Here is a 14,795-nt window from a genome sequence, read left to right as displayed (position 1 = left end):
ATTCCTTAAGTTGCCTGAGCGGCGGCGGTGCGTGAGTTTTTGCGTTGACGGCGAACCATCTCGCCCGCCAATGCCAGATAGGCAATGGCGCCCCGCGATGTCTTGTCGTAGGCCAACGCCGGCATGCCATAGCTTGGCGCTTCGGCCAGGCGGATGTTGCGCGGAATCACCGTGTCGTACAGCTGTTCGCCGAAGTGTTCCTTGAGCTGCGCCGAAACGTCGTTCATCAGGCTCAGGCGCGGGTCATACATGGTCCGCAACAAACCTTCGACTTTGAGGTTCGGGTTGAGCAGTTCGGCGATGCGCTTGATGTTATCCACAAGGTCGCTCAAGCCTTCGAGTGCGAAATACTCGCACTGCATGGGGATAATCACCCCATCGGCAGCCACCAGGGCATTCAGCGTCAGCATCGACAGCGACGGCGGGCAGTCGATCAAAATGTAATCGTAGTTTTCACGGATCGGCGCCAAGGCACTGCGCAGACGGCTTTCCTTCATCTGCATTTCCAGCAGAACCACTTCAGCCGCCGTGAGGTCGCGGTTGGCCGGCAACAGCTGGTAACCACCGTGCTCGGAGTAGTGCATGGCCTGGGCCAGATCGCACTCACCGATCAACAGGTCGTAGACCGAGTTTTCCAGGCCGTGTTTATCCACACCACTACCCATGGTGGCGTTGCCCTGTGGATCGAGATCGATCAACAGCACCCGACGCTTGGTAGCGACCAGGGAAGCTGCGAGGTTGATGCAGGTGGTGGTTTTGCCCACACCACCTTTTTGGTTCGCTATCGCGAATACCTTAGCCATTCTTGCTTGTGTTCCCAATCATGCCGTGCGGCGCAGTATCAGCAGATGGCGTTGGCCTTGGCAACCAGGTACGGCCAGGGCGTGTTCGCTATCGAGGTGGAAGTCTGCCGGCAATGCTACCAGCTCATCGGCGGGATGAACGCCCTTCATTGCCAGCCAGCGTGTTTCGGTGTCGCCGAGGTGGCGAGTCCAGTTGCTGAAGTTCTCCATGCTGCTGAACGCCCGGGAAATGATCCCGTGGAATGGCTGTGCAGGCTGAAAGGCTTCGACGCGACTGTGGATAACTTGCAGGTTATCCAGTTTGAGTTCGAGTTTGACCTGAGTCAGGAAGCGGGTTTTCTTGCCGTTGCTGTCCAGGCAGGTCACTTGCGACTCTGGAAACAGGATGGCCAACGGAATACCCGGCATGCCGCCGCCGCTTCCAACGTCCAGCCAGCGGCCGTTTTCGACGAACGACATTACGCTCAGACTATCGAGCAAGTGGCGAGAGACCATTTCGTCCGGATCGCGCACGGCGGTCAGGTTGTAAGCCTTGTTCCATTTTATCAACAGGGCCAGATAACCCAGCAGCTGCGCGTGCTGGGTTTCTGTCAGTGTCACACCGAGCTGGCGAGCACCTGTGGATAACTCTTCTGCATGTTGCGAGGTGACCAACGAACTCAAGCGCTTTGCTCCAACTGACGGCCCGCGCCGCGTTTTTTCAAATGAATCATCAACAGCGAAATCGCTGCCGGAGTAACGCCCGGGATACGTGACGCCTGACCCAAGGTCTCTGGACGGGTCGCGCCGAGCTTGCTCTGGATCTCTTTGGAGAGACCGGAAATGTTGGTGTAATCGATATCCACAGGCAGTTTGGTGTCTTCGCTGGCCCGCAGACGTGCGATTTCATCCTGCTGGCGATCGATGTAACCGGCGTATTTGGTCTTGATTTCGACCTGCTCGGCGACTTGTGGATCTTCTGCTCCCCCACCAGTCACGGCGATCAGACCAGCGTAGTCGATTTCCGGACGGCTCAGCAGGTTGAGCAAGTTGTATTCGTGGGTCAGCGGCGTACCGAACTTTTCGGAAATCGCATCGCCCTGCTCGGTGCCCGGGCGAACCCAGGTACTTTTCAGGCGTTGCTCTTCGAGCGTGATGCTTTCGCGTTTGGTGCAGAACGCAGCCCAGCGCGCGTCATCGACCAGACCCAGTTCGCGACCTTTTTCGGTCAAGCGCAGGTCGGCGTTGTCTTCGCGCAGGATCAGGCGGTATTCGGCGCGGGAGGTGAACATCCGATACGGTTCCTGAGTACCCAGGGTAATCAGGTCGTCGACCAGCACTCCGATGTACGCCTCATCGCGACGCGGGCACCAGGCGTCTTTGCCCTGTGCACGTAGTGCGGCGTTGGCTCCGGCCAGCAAACCCTGGGCGCCGGCTTCTTCGTAACCGGTGGTGCCGTTGATTTGCCCGGCGAAGAACAGACCGCCAATGACTTTGGTTTCCAGGCTGTACTTCAGGTCACGGGGGTCGAAGTAATCGTACTCGATCGCGTAGCCCGGACGAACGATGTGCGCGTTTTCCATGCCGCGGATCGATTGCACGATCTGCAATTGCACGTCGAACGGCAGGGATGTGGATATCCCGTTCGGGTACAGCTCGTTGGTGGTCAGGCCTTCCGGTTCGATGAAGACCTGATGGCTTTCCTTGTCGGCAAAGCGATGGATCTTGTCTTCGATCGACGGGCAGTAACGCGGGCCGATCCCTTCGATCACACCGGCATCGGAATACATCGGCGAACGGTCGAGGTTAGCGGCAATGATTTCGTGGGTGCGGGCGTTGGTGTGGGTAATCCAGCAGCTGACCTGCTTCGGATGCTGCTCTTTGGAACCCATGAACGACATCACCGGGATCGGCGTATCGCCGGCTTGCTCGGTCATCACCGAGAAATCCACAGAACGGCCGTCGATACGCGGCGGCGTACCGGTTTTCAGGCGACCGACACGCAGTGGCAATTCACGCAAACGGTGCGCCAGGGCAATCGATGGTGGATCACCGGCACGGCCACCGGAAAAATTCTGCATCCCGATGTGGATAAGTCCACCGAGGAAAGTGCCAGTGGTCAACACCACCGAATCGGCGAGGAAACGCAGACCCATTTGGGTGACAACACCGCGCACTTGTTCCTGTTCGACGATCAGGTCGTCGGCAGCCTGTTGAAATATCCACAGGTTCGGCTGGTTTTCGAGAATTTCGCGGACAGCGGCCTTGTACAGAACCCGATCTGCCTGAGCGCGGGTAGCACGCACGGCCGGGCCTTTGCGGCTGTTCAATACGCGAAATTGAATACCACCCTTATCGGTAGCCATGGCCATCGCGCCGCCGAGGGCGTCGATTTCCTTGACCAGATGGCTTTTGCCGATCCCGCCGATAGCGGGGTTGCAGCTCATGGCGCCGAGGGTTTCCACGTTATGCGTCAGCAACAGGGTTTTTGCCCCCATACGTGCTGACGCCAGTGCTGCCTCGGTACCGGCATGACCGCCGCCGATGACGATCACTTCAAAACGGGAAGGGAAATCCACCACGCACCTCGTGCCTGCTTCAGTTAGGTAATTCGGAATAGGTTGGTCTCAGGTTTTTGGACCTGGTCGGCAAGTATAGGGACTTCGCCCTTCCTAAAGAACCCTTTGCACAAAATTTAACCAGCTGTGGAGAAGTCGCAGTTATAGAAATTAAAAAGAGAGAAATTTATTAAATCTTTGTTTTTATGTTTATTTCTACTGAGGCACATTTCTGTGGATAGATCTCTACAAGCCTTTATATTCAATATGTACAGAGATTCAAAACCCTGTGATCATGTGCCAAGGAGGCCCTTGGATAACCGCTTTAAGCCTGTGGATGAAAGGGGTGGTTATCCACAGAGGCAGTTATCTTCAGTTTTGAGGCCCTGTTATCAACTGCCCTTAGTGGCAGTTATTCACAGGGCTTAATCCACAGAAATCCGTTAAATGGACAAATCCCGGGCACGGAAAATTCGCTCAAGCAGAAAGAATCCGCTCGGCACTGGAAGAAAATTCAGGGGAAAGGAAAAAAACAGACAGGCACGAATGGCCTGTCTTCGGGACAGCGGTTGTACGCCGATCTGTTTCTGTAGGAGCTGGCTCGCCAGCGAAGGGGCAGTCACATTCGACATTGATTCGTCAGACAGCTCGTCTTCGCTGGCAAGCCAGCTCCTACAAGGCTCGTTTTTCTATTCTACTTACCGATGCAGAAGCTGGAAAAAATCCGTCCAAGCAGGTCATCGGAGCTGAATGCACCGGTAATTTCACCCAAAGCATGCTGAGCCTGGCGCAAATCTTCGGCCAACAGCTCACCGGCACCTGCCAGCGTCAGCTGCGCGCGGCCATGCTCGAGGGAAGCACTGGCATAACGCAATGCCTCAAGGTGACGCCTGCGAGCACTGAAGCTGCTTTCCGAGGTTTGTTCATAGCCCATGCAGGCCTTGAGATGGTCGCGCAGCAATTCCAGGCCCTCGCCTGCAGACTTGGCGCTGAGGCTGATAGTCACGTGGCCATCCTCGCTGACTTCCAGGGCAATCGCTTCACCGGTGAGGTCAGCCTTGTTACGGATCAGCGTGACTTTGGCCGGATCCGGGCGGATCTCGAGGAATTCCGGCCATAAGGCGAACGGATCAAGTGCTTCAGGGGCGGTGGCGTCGACGACCAGCAGCACACGATCTGCCTCGCCGATGGCTTTCAATGCCCGTTCCACGCCGATTTTCTCGACGTGATCATCGGTATCGCGCAAACCTGCCGTGTCGACCACATGCAACGGCATGCCATCGATGTGGATATGTTCTCGGAGAATGTCCCGGGTCGTGCCGGCAATTTCGGTCACGATCGCCGCTTCTCGACCCGCCAGGGCGTTGAGCAAGCTGGACTTGCCAGCGTTCGGGCGACCGGCAATCACCACCGTCATGCCGTCACGCAACAAGGCACCCTGCCCGGCTTCTCGCAATACGGTGGATAACTCGTCACGGACTTTGTCGAGCATGCTCAGCACATGGCCATCGGCAAGGAAGTCGATTTCTTCTTCCGGAAAGTCGATTGCTGCTTCGACATAGATCCGCAAGCCAATCAATTGCTCGGTGAGGTTATGCACACGATCGGAAAACGCGCCTTGCAAGGAACGCAGGGCATTTCGTGCAGCCTGTGCAGAACTTGCCTCGATCAAGTCAGCGATGGCCTCGGCCTGGGCCAGGTCGAGTTTGTCGTTGAGGAAGGCACGCTCACTGAATTCACCCGGCCGGGCCAGACGACAGCCCAGTTCCAGGCAACGCTTGAGCAGCATATCCAGGACAATCGGGCCGCCGTGACCCTGGAGTTCCAGCACATCTTCACCGGTGAACGAGTTCGGGCCCGGGAAATACAGGGCAATGCCCTGATCCAGCACCTCGTCGTTTTCGCTGAGGAACGGGCCGTAGTGGGCAAACCGTGGTTTGAGTTCACGACCGCTGAAGGCCTTGGCCGCAACACTCGCCAGCGGCCCGGAAATACGGACGATGCCCACACCGCCGCGACCTTGAGCGGTGGCGACGGCGGCGATGGTTTCACGAGGAACGCTCATAAACCGGTATCCAGACAAAAGTGACAGATAGCAAAACGCCCCACTAGGGGGCGTTTTGAGTGGTTATCCACAGTGTAAATCAGGCAGCTGCTTTAGTAGCCGCTTCGATTTTACGCGTGATGTACCACTGTTGGGCGATGGACAGGCAGTTGTTCACTACCCAATACAGCACCAGACCAGCCGGGAACCACAGGAAGAAGAAGGTGAAGATGATTGGCATCAGCTTCATCACCTTGGCCTGCATCGGATCCGGTGGAGTCGGGTTCAACTGCTGCTGGATGAACATGGTTGCACCCATGATGATCGGCAGAATGAAGAACGGATCCTTGATCGACAGGTCAGTAATCCACAGCATGAACGGCGCTTGGCGCATTTCAACGCTTTCCAGCAGAACCCAATACAGCGAAAGGAAAACCGGCATCTGCACGAGGATTGGCAAGCAACCACCCAGCGGATTGATCTTCTCCTTCTTGTACAGCTCCATCATGGACTGCGACATTTTCTGCCGGTCGTCGCCATGTTGCTCTTTCAGCGCAGCCAGTTTCGGTGCCACGGCACGCATGCGGGCCATCGATTTGTAGCTGGCAGCCGACAGCGGGAAGAAGATCCCTTTGATCAGCATGGTCAGGAAGATAATCGACCAGCCCCAGTTACCGACCAGCGCGTGGATATGTTGCAGCAGCCAGAAGATTGGCTGGGCAATGAACCACAGAATGCCGTAGTCGACGGTCAGTTCCAGACCTGGGGACAACTCTTTCAGCACAGCCTGGCTTTTCGGCCCTGCGTACAGAACGGCACTGGTTTCGGCTTTTGCACCTGGTGCAACGGTCATAGCCGGTGCGGTGTAGCCGATGATGTAGTTGCCTTTGCTGTCTTTACGGGTCTGGACGACGTTGTTTTCGCCCTTCGCCGGAATCCACGCGGTCACGAAGTAGTGTTGCAACCAGGCAACCCAACCACCGTTGACGGTTTCTTTCAGCTGAGCCTTGTCCATGTCCTTCATCGACACTTTCTTGTACGGCTCGTTACTTGTCCACAGGGCGGCGCCCAGGTAAGTCGCGGTGCCGGTGGCAGTGCTGGAAGAAGGATCGGAGCTGGCGTCACGCTTCAACTGCGCGAACATTGCACCGGACCAGGGCTGAGCGCTCTGGTTGTCGATCAAGTAGGAAACAGTTACGTCATACAGGCCACGTTTCAGGGTGAAACGCTTGATGTAGTTGACGCCGTCCTTGCTGAACTTCAGGTCTACGACCAATTGGTCCTGACCGTCAGCCAGTTGGTAAATCTTCTTCTCCGAGGAGTAAACCGGACGACCGGCAGGACTTGCGTCCGGACCGTTGGTGCCGATCAAACCGCTTTGAGCCAGATAAGTCCGCTCGTTGCCGTTATCGAACAACTGGAATGGAATGTCCGGATGGTCCTGGCGACGTGGATACAGCGGCAGTGTCAACTGGGCAACATCGCCACCTTGTGGATCGACGGCCAGGTTGAGCACATCCGTTTTGATCTGGATGAGGTCTTTGCTTGCAGCTACTGGTGTTTCAGCAGGTGCAGTTGCACTGGTATCGCTTGCGGCGCGTGGAATGTCGTCACTGACAGAAGCATTATTGCCAGTCGCCGTATCCGGTAGGCCCGGTGCGGAAGTACTGGAAGCAACATTCTGAGTCGGCAGGGCAGCCTGGCCATAGTCCTGGTTCCATTTAAGAACCATAACGTAGGACACGATTGCCAGGGCGACGATCAGGATCGTGCGTTTGATATCCATGATTACTCGGCCATCGAAGAAGAACGGGAGGTAGGGATAGATGGAACCGGGTCATAACCACCGGGATTCCACGGATGACAGCGACCTAAACGACGAAAGGCCAGCCAGCCACCGCGCAGAAGGCCATGATTTTCTATGGCTTCATACGCGTAGCAGGAACAACTGGGGTAGAAACGACAGTGACTGGCCATCAGGGGACTAATGGCATAGCGATAAAACTGGATCGGAACGAGTGCCAGTTTACGCATCGGGACTGTCTACCCCTACAGTTTCGGTTTTGACTGCTGGTACTGGCGTGCTACGTGCCAGACGCTTCCAGAGTTTGCCGAAATGCTGAATCAATTCGGGGTTTTCTACGTCACCCAAACCTTTGCGCGCGACGATAACGATGTCCCAACCGACCAGTGAATCCTGGTGCAGCCGAAACGATTCGCGCATCAGACGTTTGAGGCGATTGCGCTCGACGGAGAGCTTTACGCTCTTTTTCCCGATAACCAGCCCGAGACGGGGGTGATCAAGATCGTTGTTGCGCGCAAGGAGCAGGAGATTTTTCCCCGGAACCTTGCCGGTAGGGGAGTCAAAGACTGCCTTGAAATGCCGGGGGGTAAGCAGACGCTTTTCCCGACTGAAGTCCTGACTCACCTCCAGTGCCGGATTATCAAACTGCCAGACGCGCACGACCTTTGGCGCGACGACGCGACAGGACGGCACGACCGTTTTTGGTAGCCATGCGAGCACGGAAACCGTGGGTACGAGCGCGTTTGATAGTGCTTGGTTGGAAAGTACGTTTCATTGTCGTGTTACCTGGTTCGTCCACAACGGGCCGGAATGGCCCCCGTTTTAAGAGACCGGGGATTCTAGAGAAAGCAAGCCTCTAGGTCAATTTCCAACCAGCGTTTCCTTATAAATAGATCTCCAGGGGTTTTCTCGTCCGCAAGCCTTCGCTAGATATAGAAATAAAGAAGGAAAGTATTTAAAGCTTTTCTGTAAAGCTTATAAAAGCTAGGGCCACGGTCTTCTGTGGATAACTGCCTTAAGCCCTTGTACGTCGTGATGTACAGAGAATGACAACTACGGTGGAAAACAGGGGGCAGCCTGTGCTGCGCTGTCGGATAACCTGTGTGTGAAAGGGCTACTTATCCACAGTCCAGTTATCCACCGAGTTTCGCCCCCACTTGTACAACGACCTTAGACCCGGTTATCCACAGAGCTTATGCACAGACCATTGGTCGTCTTTTTTGCGTATAAAGCGTTGATTCTTCTTGGGTGGTGAACAACCTACGTGTGGATAAGTCGGCGTCTGGCCGTTACAATGGCCGCTTGTTTTTGCCTCACCGGCTTTCAACTTAGGGGATATCCGTGTCAGTGGAACTTTGGCAGCAGTGCGTGGAGCTTTTGCGCGATGAGCTGCCTGCCCAACAATTCAACACTTGGATCCGTCCACTACAGGTCGAAGCCGAAGGCGACGAGTTGCGTGTCTACGCACCGAATCGTTTTGTTCTCGACTGGGTCAACGAAAAGTACCTGGGCCGCGTCCTCGAACTGCTGGATGAGCATGGCAATGGCATGGCGCCGGCGCTTTCCTTATTAATAGGCAGCAAACGCAGTTCGGCACCGCGTGCGGCACCGAATGCTCCGTTGGCCGCCGCTGCGTCCCAGGCTCAGGCTGCTCAAGCACCTGTCAGCGCTCCGGCGCCTGCCCCGACAGCCGCGCCGACCAAGCGTGCAACGCAAAAAGTCGCCGAGGTCAGTGAAGAGCCGTCCCGCGACAGCTTCGACCCCATGGCCGGCGCCAGTTCGCAACAGGCCCCGGTTCGCGCCGAACAGCGCACCGTGCAGGTTGAGGGTGCGCTCAAGCACACCAGCTACCTGAACCGAACGTTCACGTTCGAGAATTTCGTTGAGGGTAAGTCCAACCAACTGGCCCGGGCTGCGGCCTGGCAGGTGGCGGATAACCCCAAGCACGGTTACAACCCGCTCTTCCTTTATGGTGGCGTCGGCTTGGGTAAAACCCACTTGATGCACGCTGTGGGTAACCACCTATTAAAGAAGAACCCGAATGCCAAGGTCGTGTACCTGCATTCCGAGCGTTTCGTGGCCGACATGGTCAAGGCCCTGCAACTGAACGCCATCAACGAGTTCAAGCGCTTCTACCGTTCGGTGGATGCTTTGCTCATCGATGACATTCAGTTCTTCGCCCGCAAGGAACGTTCCCAGGAAGAATTTTTCCATACCTTCAACGCCCTGCTTGAAGGTGGCCAGCAGGTCATTCTCACGAGTGACCGCTACCCGAAAGAAATTGAAGGCCTCGAAGAGCGCCTCAAATCCCGCTTCGGCTGGGGTCTGACGGTTGCCGTCGAGCCGCCTGAGCTGGAAACCCGCGTGGCGATCCTGATGAAAAAGGCCGACCAGGCCAAAGTCGATCTGCCCCACGATGCGGCGTTCTTCATTGCCCAGCGTATTCGCTCCAACGTCCGTGAGCTGGAAGGCGCGCTTAAACGCGTGATCGCTCACTCGCACTTCATGGGCCGTGACATCACCATCGAGTTGATTCGCGAATCCCTGAAAGACTTGTTGGCGCTGCAAGACAAACTGGTCTCTGTGGATAACATTCAGCGCACCGTCGCCGAATACTACAAGATCAAGATCTCCGACCTGCTGTCCAAGCGTCGTTCACGCTCGGTCGCACGTCCGCGTCAGGTTGCAATGGCCCTCTCCAAAGAGTTGACTAACCACAGCCTGCCGGAAATCGGCGATGTGTTTGGCGGCCGCGATCACACGACGGTGCTGCACGCCTGCCGCAAGATCAACGAACTTAAGGAATCCGACGCGGACATCCGCGAGGACTACAAGAACCTGCTGCGTACACTGACCACTTGATGAACACCAGCGCAGCTTATTAAGGCAAGGGACTAGACCATGCATTTCACCATTCAACGCGAAGCCCTGTTGAAACCCCTGCAACTGGTCGCAGGCGTCGTCGAACGCCGACAGACCTTGCCGGTGCTCTCCAACGTGCTGCTGGTTGTCGAAGGCCAGCAATTGTCGCTGACCGGTACTGACCTGGAAGTCGAACTGGTCGGTCGTGTACAACTCGAAGAACCCGCTGATCCAGGTTCTATCACCGTGCCTGCGCGCAAGCTGATGGATATCTGCAAGAGCCTGCCGAACGACGCGTTGATCGACATCAAGGTCGATGAGCAGAAGCTCGTGGTGAAGGCCGGCCGTAGCCGCTTCACCCTGTCGACCCTGCCGGCCAATGATTTCCCGACGGTGGAAGAAGGCCCAGGCTCGCTGACTTGCAGCCTGGAGCAAAGCAAACTGCGTCGTCTGATCGAACGCACCAGCTTCGCCATGGCCCAGCAGGACGTGCGTTACTACCTGAACGGTATGTTGCTGGAAGTCTCTGCCGGCATCATCCGCGCCGTGGCCACCGACGGTCACCGTCTGGCCATGTGCTCGATGCAAGCCGATATCGGTCAGCCGGACCGCCACCAGGTGATCGTGCCGCGCAAGGGTATCCTTGAACTGGCACGTCTGCTGACCGAGCCGGACGGCCTCGTCAGCATCGTGCTGGGTCAACACCACATCCGCGCCACCACCGGCGAGTTCACCTTCACCTCGAAACTGGTCGACGGTAAATTCCCTGACTACGAGCGCGTTCTGCCGAAGGGCGGCGACAAGCTGGTACTCGGCGATCGTCAGGCACTGCGTGAAGCCTTCAGCCGTACCGCGATTCTCTCCAACGAGAAGTACCGTGGTATTCGTCTGCAATTGGCCAATGGTCAACTGAAGATCCAGGCGAACAACCCGGAGCAGGAAGAAGCGGAAGAAGAAGTGGGCGTTGAGTACAACGGTGGCTCTCTGGAAATCGGCTTCAACGTGAGCTATCTGCTCGACGTGCTGGGCGTGATGACCACTGAGCAGGTTCGCCTGATCCTGTCCGACTCCAACAGCAGCGCGCTGGTGCAAGAGTCCGACAACGACGACTCGGCCTACGTCGTTATGCCGATGCGTCTGTAATCATGCTCAGCAGAACCTAGATGTCCTTAAGTCGCGTCTCGGTCACCGCGGTGCGCAATCTGCACCCGGTGACCTTCTCCCCCTCCCCCCGAATCAACATTCTTTACGGCGCCAACGGCAGCGGCAAAACCAGTGTTCTGGAAGCCATTCACCTGCTGGGGCTTGCCCGTTCGTTTCGTAGCACCCGTCTATTACCCGTGATTCAGTACGAGCAGTTAGCGTGCACGGTGTTTGGTCAGGTGGAATTGGCCGAGGGCGGGCACAGCGCGCTGGGGATATCCAGAGACCGCCAAGGCGAGTTCCAGATCCGCATCGACGGGCAGAACGCCCGCAGCGCGGCGCAACTAGCGGAAATTCTGCCTTTGCAGCTGATCAACCCCGACAGCTTCCGGCTGTTGGAGGGGGCGCCCAAGATTCGCAGGCAGTTTCTCGACTGGGGCGTGTTCCACGTGGAACCGCGATTCATGTCGACCTGGCAGCGCTTGCAGAAGGCCCTGCGCCAGAGAAACTCTTGGCTGCGGCATGGTACACTTGACGCCGTTTCGCAAGCGGTTTGGGACAGGGAACTGTGCCAGGCCAGCGCTGAAATTGATGAATACCGCCGCGCTTACATCAAAGCCTTGAAACCAGTCTTTGAACAGACCTTGAGCGAACTGGTTGAGCTCGAGGGCTTGACGCTCAGCTATTACCGAGGCTGGGACAAGGACCGCGAACTGAGTGCTGTACTCGCCGGGTCCCTGCAGCGGGATCAGCAAATGGGTCATACCCAGGCCGGACCACAACGTGCTGATTTGCGTCTTAGATTGGGCGCTCATAACGCCGCGGACATCTTGTCCCGGGGTCAGCAGAAGTTGGTGGTTTGTGCATTGCGGATTGCCCAAGGGCACTTGGTCAGCCAGGCCCGACGCGGTCAGTGTATTTATCTGGTGGATGACTTGCCGTCCGAACTGGACGAGCAACACCGCCGTGCGCTTTGCCGCTTGCTGGAAGACTTACGCTGCCAGGTGTTTATCACCTGTGTAGATCACGAATTATTGAGGGAAGGCTGGCAGACGGAAACGCCAGTCGCTCTGTTCCACGTGGAACAGGGCCGTATCACCCAGACCCACGACCATCGGGAGTGAAGGCATTGAGCGAAGAAAATACGTACGACTCAACGAGCATTAAAGTGCTGAAAGGCCTGGATGCCGTACGCAAACGTCCCGGTATGTACATTGGTGACACCGACGATGGCAGCGGTCTCCACCACATGGTGTTCGAAGTGGTCGATAACTCGATCGACGAAGCTCTCGCCGGCCACTGCGACGACATCAGCATCATCATCCACCCGGACGAATCCATCACCGTTCGCGACAACGGTCGTGGCATCCCGGTAGACGTGCACAAAGAAGAAGGCGTTTCGGCAGCCGAGGTCATCATGACCGTGCTGCACGCCGGCGGTAAGTTCGACGACAACTCCTACAAAGTATCCGGCGGCTTGCACGGCGTAGGTGTGTCGGTAGTGAACGCCCTGTCGGAAGAGCTGGTCCTGACCGTTCGCCGCAGCGGCAAGATCTGGGAACAGACCTACATCCACGGTGTTCCGAAAGAGCCGATGAAAATCGTTGGTGAAAGCGAATCCACCGGTACTCAGATCCACTTCAAACCGTCCGACCTGACCTTCAAGAACATCCACTTCAGCTGGGACATCCTGGCCAAGCGGATTCGTGAACTGTCTTTCCTCAACTCTGGTGTCGGCATCGTCCTCAAGGACGAACGCAGCGGCAAGGAAGAGCTGTTCAAGTACGAAGGCGGCCTGCGTGCGTTCGTTGAATACCTGAACACCAACAAGACCCCGGTCAACCAGGTGTTCCACTTTAACATCCAGCGTGAAGACGGCATCGGCGTGGAAATCGCCCTGCAGTGGAACGACAGCTTCAACGAGAACCTGTTGTGCTTCACCAACAACATTCCACAGCGCGATGGCGGTACTCACCTGGTGGGTTTCCGTTCCGCACTGACGCGTAACCTGAACACCTACATCGAAGCCGAAGGCCTGGCGAAGAAGCACAAAGTCGCCACCACCGGTGATGACGCCCGTGAAGGCCTGACTGCGATCATTTCGGTGAAAGTGCCGGATCCGAAGTTCAGCTCCCAGACCAAAGACAAGCTGGTTTCTTCCGAAGTGAAGACCGCCGTCGAACAGGAAATGGGCAAGTACTTCTCCGACTTCTTGCTGGAAAACCCTAACGAAGCCAAACTGGTCGTCGGCAAGATGATCGACGCGGCGCGTGCTCGTGAAGCGGCGCGTAAGGCCCGTGAGATGACTCGCCGCAAAGGCGCGCTGGACATCGCCGGCCTGCCGGGCAAACTGGCTGACTGCCAGGAAAAAGACCCTGCCCTGTCCGAACTGTACCTCGTGGAAGGTGACTCTGCTGGCGGCTCCGCCAAGCAGGGACGCAATCGTCGGACCCAGGCGATCCTGCCGTTGAAGGGCAAGATCCTCAACGTCGAGAAAGCACGCTTCGACAAGATGATCTCTTCGCAAGAAGTGGGCACCTTGATCACCGCGCTGGGCTGCGGCATTGGCCGTGACGAGTACAACATCGCCAAGCTGCGTTATCACAACATCATCATCATGACCGATGCTGACGTCGACGGTTCGCACATCCGCACCCTGCTGTTGACGTTCTTCTTCCGTCAGTTGCCGGAGCTGATCGAGCGCGGCTACATCTACATCGCCCAGCCGCCGTTGTACAAGGTCAAGAAAGGCAAGCAAGAGCAATACATCAAAGACGACGACGCCATGGAAGAGTACATGACGCAGTCGGCCCTGGAAGACGCGAGCCTGCACCTGAACGAGGACGCTCCGGGTATTTCCGGACCGGCCCTTGAGCGCCTGGTGAATGACTTCCGTCTCGTGATGAAGACCCTCAAGCGTCTGTCGCGCCTGTATCCACAGGAGCTGACCGAGCACTTCATCTACCTGCCGGCGGTAAGCCTGGAGCAACTGTCCGATCACGCAGCGATGCAGGATTGGATGGCTCAGTACGAAGTTCGCCTGCGCACTGTCGAGAAGTCTGGCCTGGTCTACAAAGCCAGCCTGCGTGAAGACCGTGAACGTAACGTCTGGCTGCCAGAGGTCGAACTGATCTCTCACGGCCTGTCGAACTACGTCACCTTCAACCGCGACTTCTTCGGCAGCAACGATTACAAGACCGTTGTCTCCCTGGGCGCTCAGCTGAGCACCTTGCTCGACGACGGCGCGTACATCCAGCGTGGCGAGCGCAAGAAGCCGGTCACCGAGTTCAAGGAAGCCCTTGAATGGCTGATGGCTGAAAGCACCAAGCGTCACACCATCCAGCGATACAAAGGTCTGGGCGAAATGAACCCGGATCAGCTGTGGGAAACCACCATGGACCCCGCTCAGCGCCGGATGCTCAAAGTGACCATCGAAGACGCCATTGGCGCAGACCAGATCTTCAACACCTTGATGGGTGATGCGGTCGAACCTCGCCGTGACTTCATCGAAAGCAACGCCTTGGCGGTTTCCAACCTGGACTTCTGATTCCAGGTCGGTCACCCACCAAACAAAAAAAGGCCAACGCACATGCGTTGGCCTT

The 14,795-nt window shown here is 56.8% G+C and carries 12 protein-coding genes; 4 read left to right on the top strand and 8 right to left on the bottom strand.

Annotation, left to right across the window (positions count from 1 at the left end):
• Nucleotides 1–5: 5 nt before the first annotated feature.
• From AEQ67_RS10275 to rpmH, 8 genes are all read right to left on the bottom strand, one after another.
• Nucleotides 6–803 carry a ParA family protein gene (locus tag AEQ67_RS10275; RefSeq protein ID WP_027926208.1) on the bottom strand — a complete coding sequence of 266 codons (798 nt, stop codon included), beginning with the start codon at nt 801–803 and terminating at the stop codon, nt 6–8.
• An 18-nt stretch (nt 804–821) separates the two neighbouring features.
• Nucleotides 822–1,466, bottom strand: coding sequence for a 16S rRNA (guanine(527)-N(7))-methyltransferase RsmG (gene rsmG / locus AEQ67_RS10270; RefSeq protein ID WP_059403766.1), 645 nt, complete (start codon nt 1,464–1,466; stop codon nt 822–824).
• A complete protein-coding gene (gene mnmG / locus AEQ67_RS10265; protein ID WP_059403765.1) occupies nt 1,463–3,361 on the bottom strand; it encodes a tRNA uridine-5-carboxymethylaminomethyl(34) synthesis enzyme MnmG in 1,899 nt (632 codons plus the stop codon). Before mnmG ends, rsmG begins: the two co-directional genes overlap by 4 nt.
• 673 nt (nt 3,362–4,034) lie before the next feature.
• Entirely contained in the window at nt 4,035–5,405 is a 1,371-nt protein-coding gene (gene mnmE / locus AEQ67_RS10260) for a tRNA uridine-5-carboxymethylaminomethyl(34) synthesis GTPase MnmE (RefSeq protein WP_059403764.1), read from the bottom strand.
• Between the two features lie 79 nt (nt 5,406–5,484).
• The gene (gene yidC / locus AEQ67_RS10255; protein ID WP_059403763.1) at nt 5,485–7,170 is read right to left on the bottom strand and encodes a membrane protein insertase YidC; all 1,686 of its coding nucleotides are present in this window, start codon (nt 7,168–7,170) and stop codon (nt 5,485–5,487) included.
• Nucleotides 7,171–7,172: 2 nt separating this feature from the next.
• Nucleotides 7,173–7,418: a membrane protein insertion efficiency factor YidD gene (yidD, locus tag AEQ67_RS33675; RefSeq protein ID WP_074872215.1), complete on the bottom strand. Its 246-nt coding sequence runs from the start codon at nt 7,416–7,418 to the stop codon at nt 7,173–7,175.
• The gene (gene rnpA, locus AEQ67_RS10250) at nt 7,411–7,812 is read right to left on the bottom strand and encodes a ribonuclease P protein component (RefSeq protein WP_027926203.1); all 402 of its coding nucleotides are present in this window, start codon (nt 7,810–7,812) and stop codon (nt 7,411–7,413) included. Before rnpA ends, yidD begins: the two co-directional genes overlap by 8 nt.
• A gap of 16 nt (nt 7,813–7,828) precedes the next feature.
• Entirely contained in the window at nt 7,829–7,963 is a 135-nt protein-coding gene (rpmH, locus tag AEQ67_RS33670) for a 50S ribosomal protein L34 (RefSeq protein WP_003213577.1), read from the bottom strand.
• A 566-nt stretch (nt 7,964–8,529) separates the two neighbouring features.
• On the opposite strand from rpmH, the gene dnaA reads away from it, so the two are divergent.
• The 4 genes from dnaA to gyrB are packed head-to-tail and all read left to right on the top strand — an operon-like array spanning nt 8,530 to nt 14,740.
• On the top strand, nt 8,530–10,050 hold the full coding sequence (dnaA, locus tag AEQ67_RS10245; RefSeq protein ID WP_059403762.1) for a chromosomal replication initiator protein DnaA: 1,521 nt from the start codon (nt 8,530–8,532) through the stop codon (nt 10,048–10,050).
• 39 nt (nt 10,051–10,089) lie between these two features.
• Entirely contained in the window at nt 10,090–11,193 is a 1,104-nt protein-coding gene (gene dnaN / locus AEQ67_RS10240) for a DNA polymerase III subunit beta (protein WP_059403761.1), read from the top strand.
• 20 nt (nt 11,194–11,213) lie between these two features.
• On the top strand, nt 11,214–12,317 hold the full coding sequence (gene recF / locus AEQ67_RS10235) for a DNA replication/repair protein RecF (protein ID WP_008064628.1): 1,104 nt from the start codon (nt 11,214–11,216) through the stop codon (nt 12,315–12,317).
• 5 nt (nt 12,318–12,322) lie between these two features.
• The gene (gyrB, locus tag AEQ67_RS10230) at nt 12,323–14,740 is read left to right on the top strand and encodes a DNA topoisomerase (ATP-hydrolyzing) subunit B (protein ID WP_059403954.1); all 2,418 of its coding nucleotides are present in this window, start codon (nt 12,323–12,325) and stop codon (nt 14,738–14,740) included.
• Nucleotides 14,741–14,795 lie beyond the last annotated feature (55 nt).

Source organism: Pseudomonas sp. RIT-PI-q (assembly GCF_001297125.1).
In the GTDB taxonomy this organism is placed as follows: Bacteria; Pseudomonadota; Gammaproteobacteria; order Pseudomonadales; family Pseudomonadaceae; genus Aquipseudomonas.
This window is presented reverse-complemented; position numbering and strand designations above follow the sequence as displayed.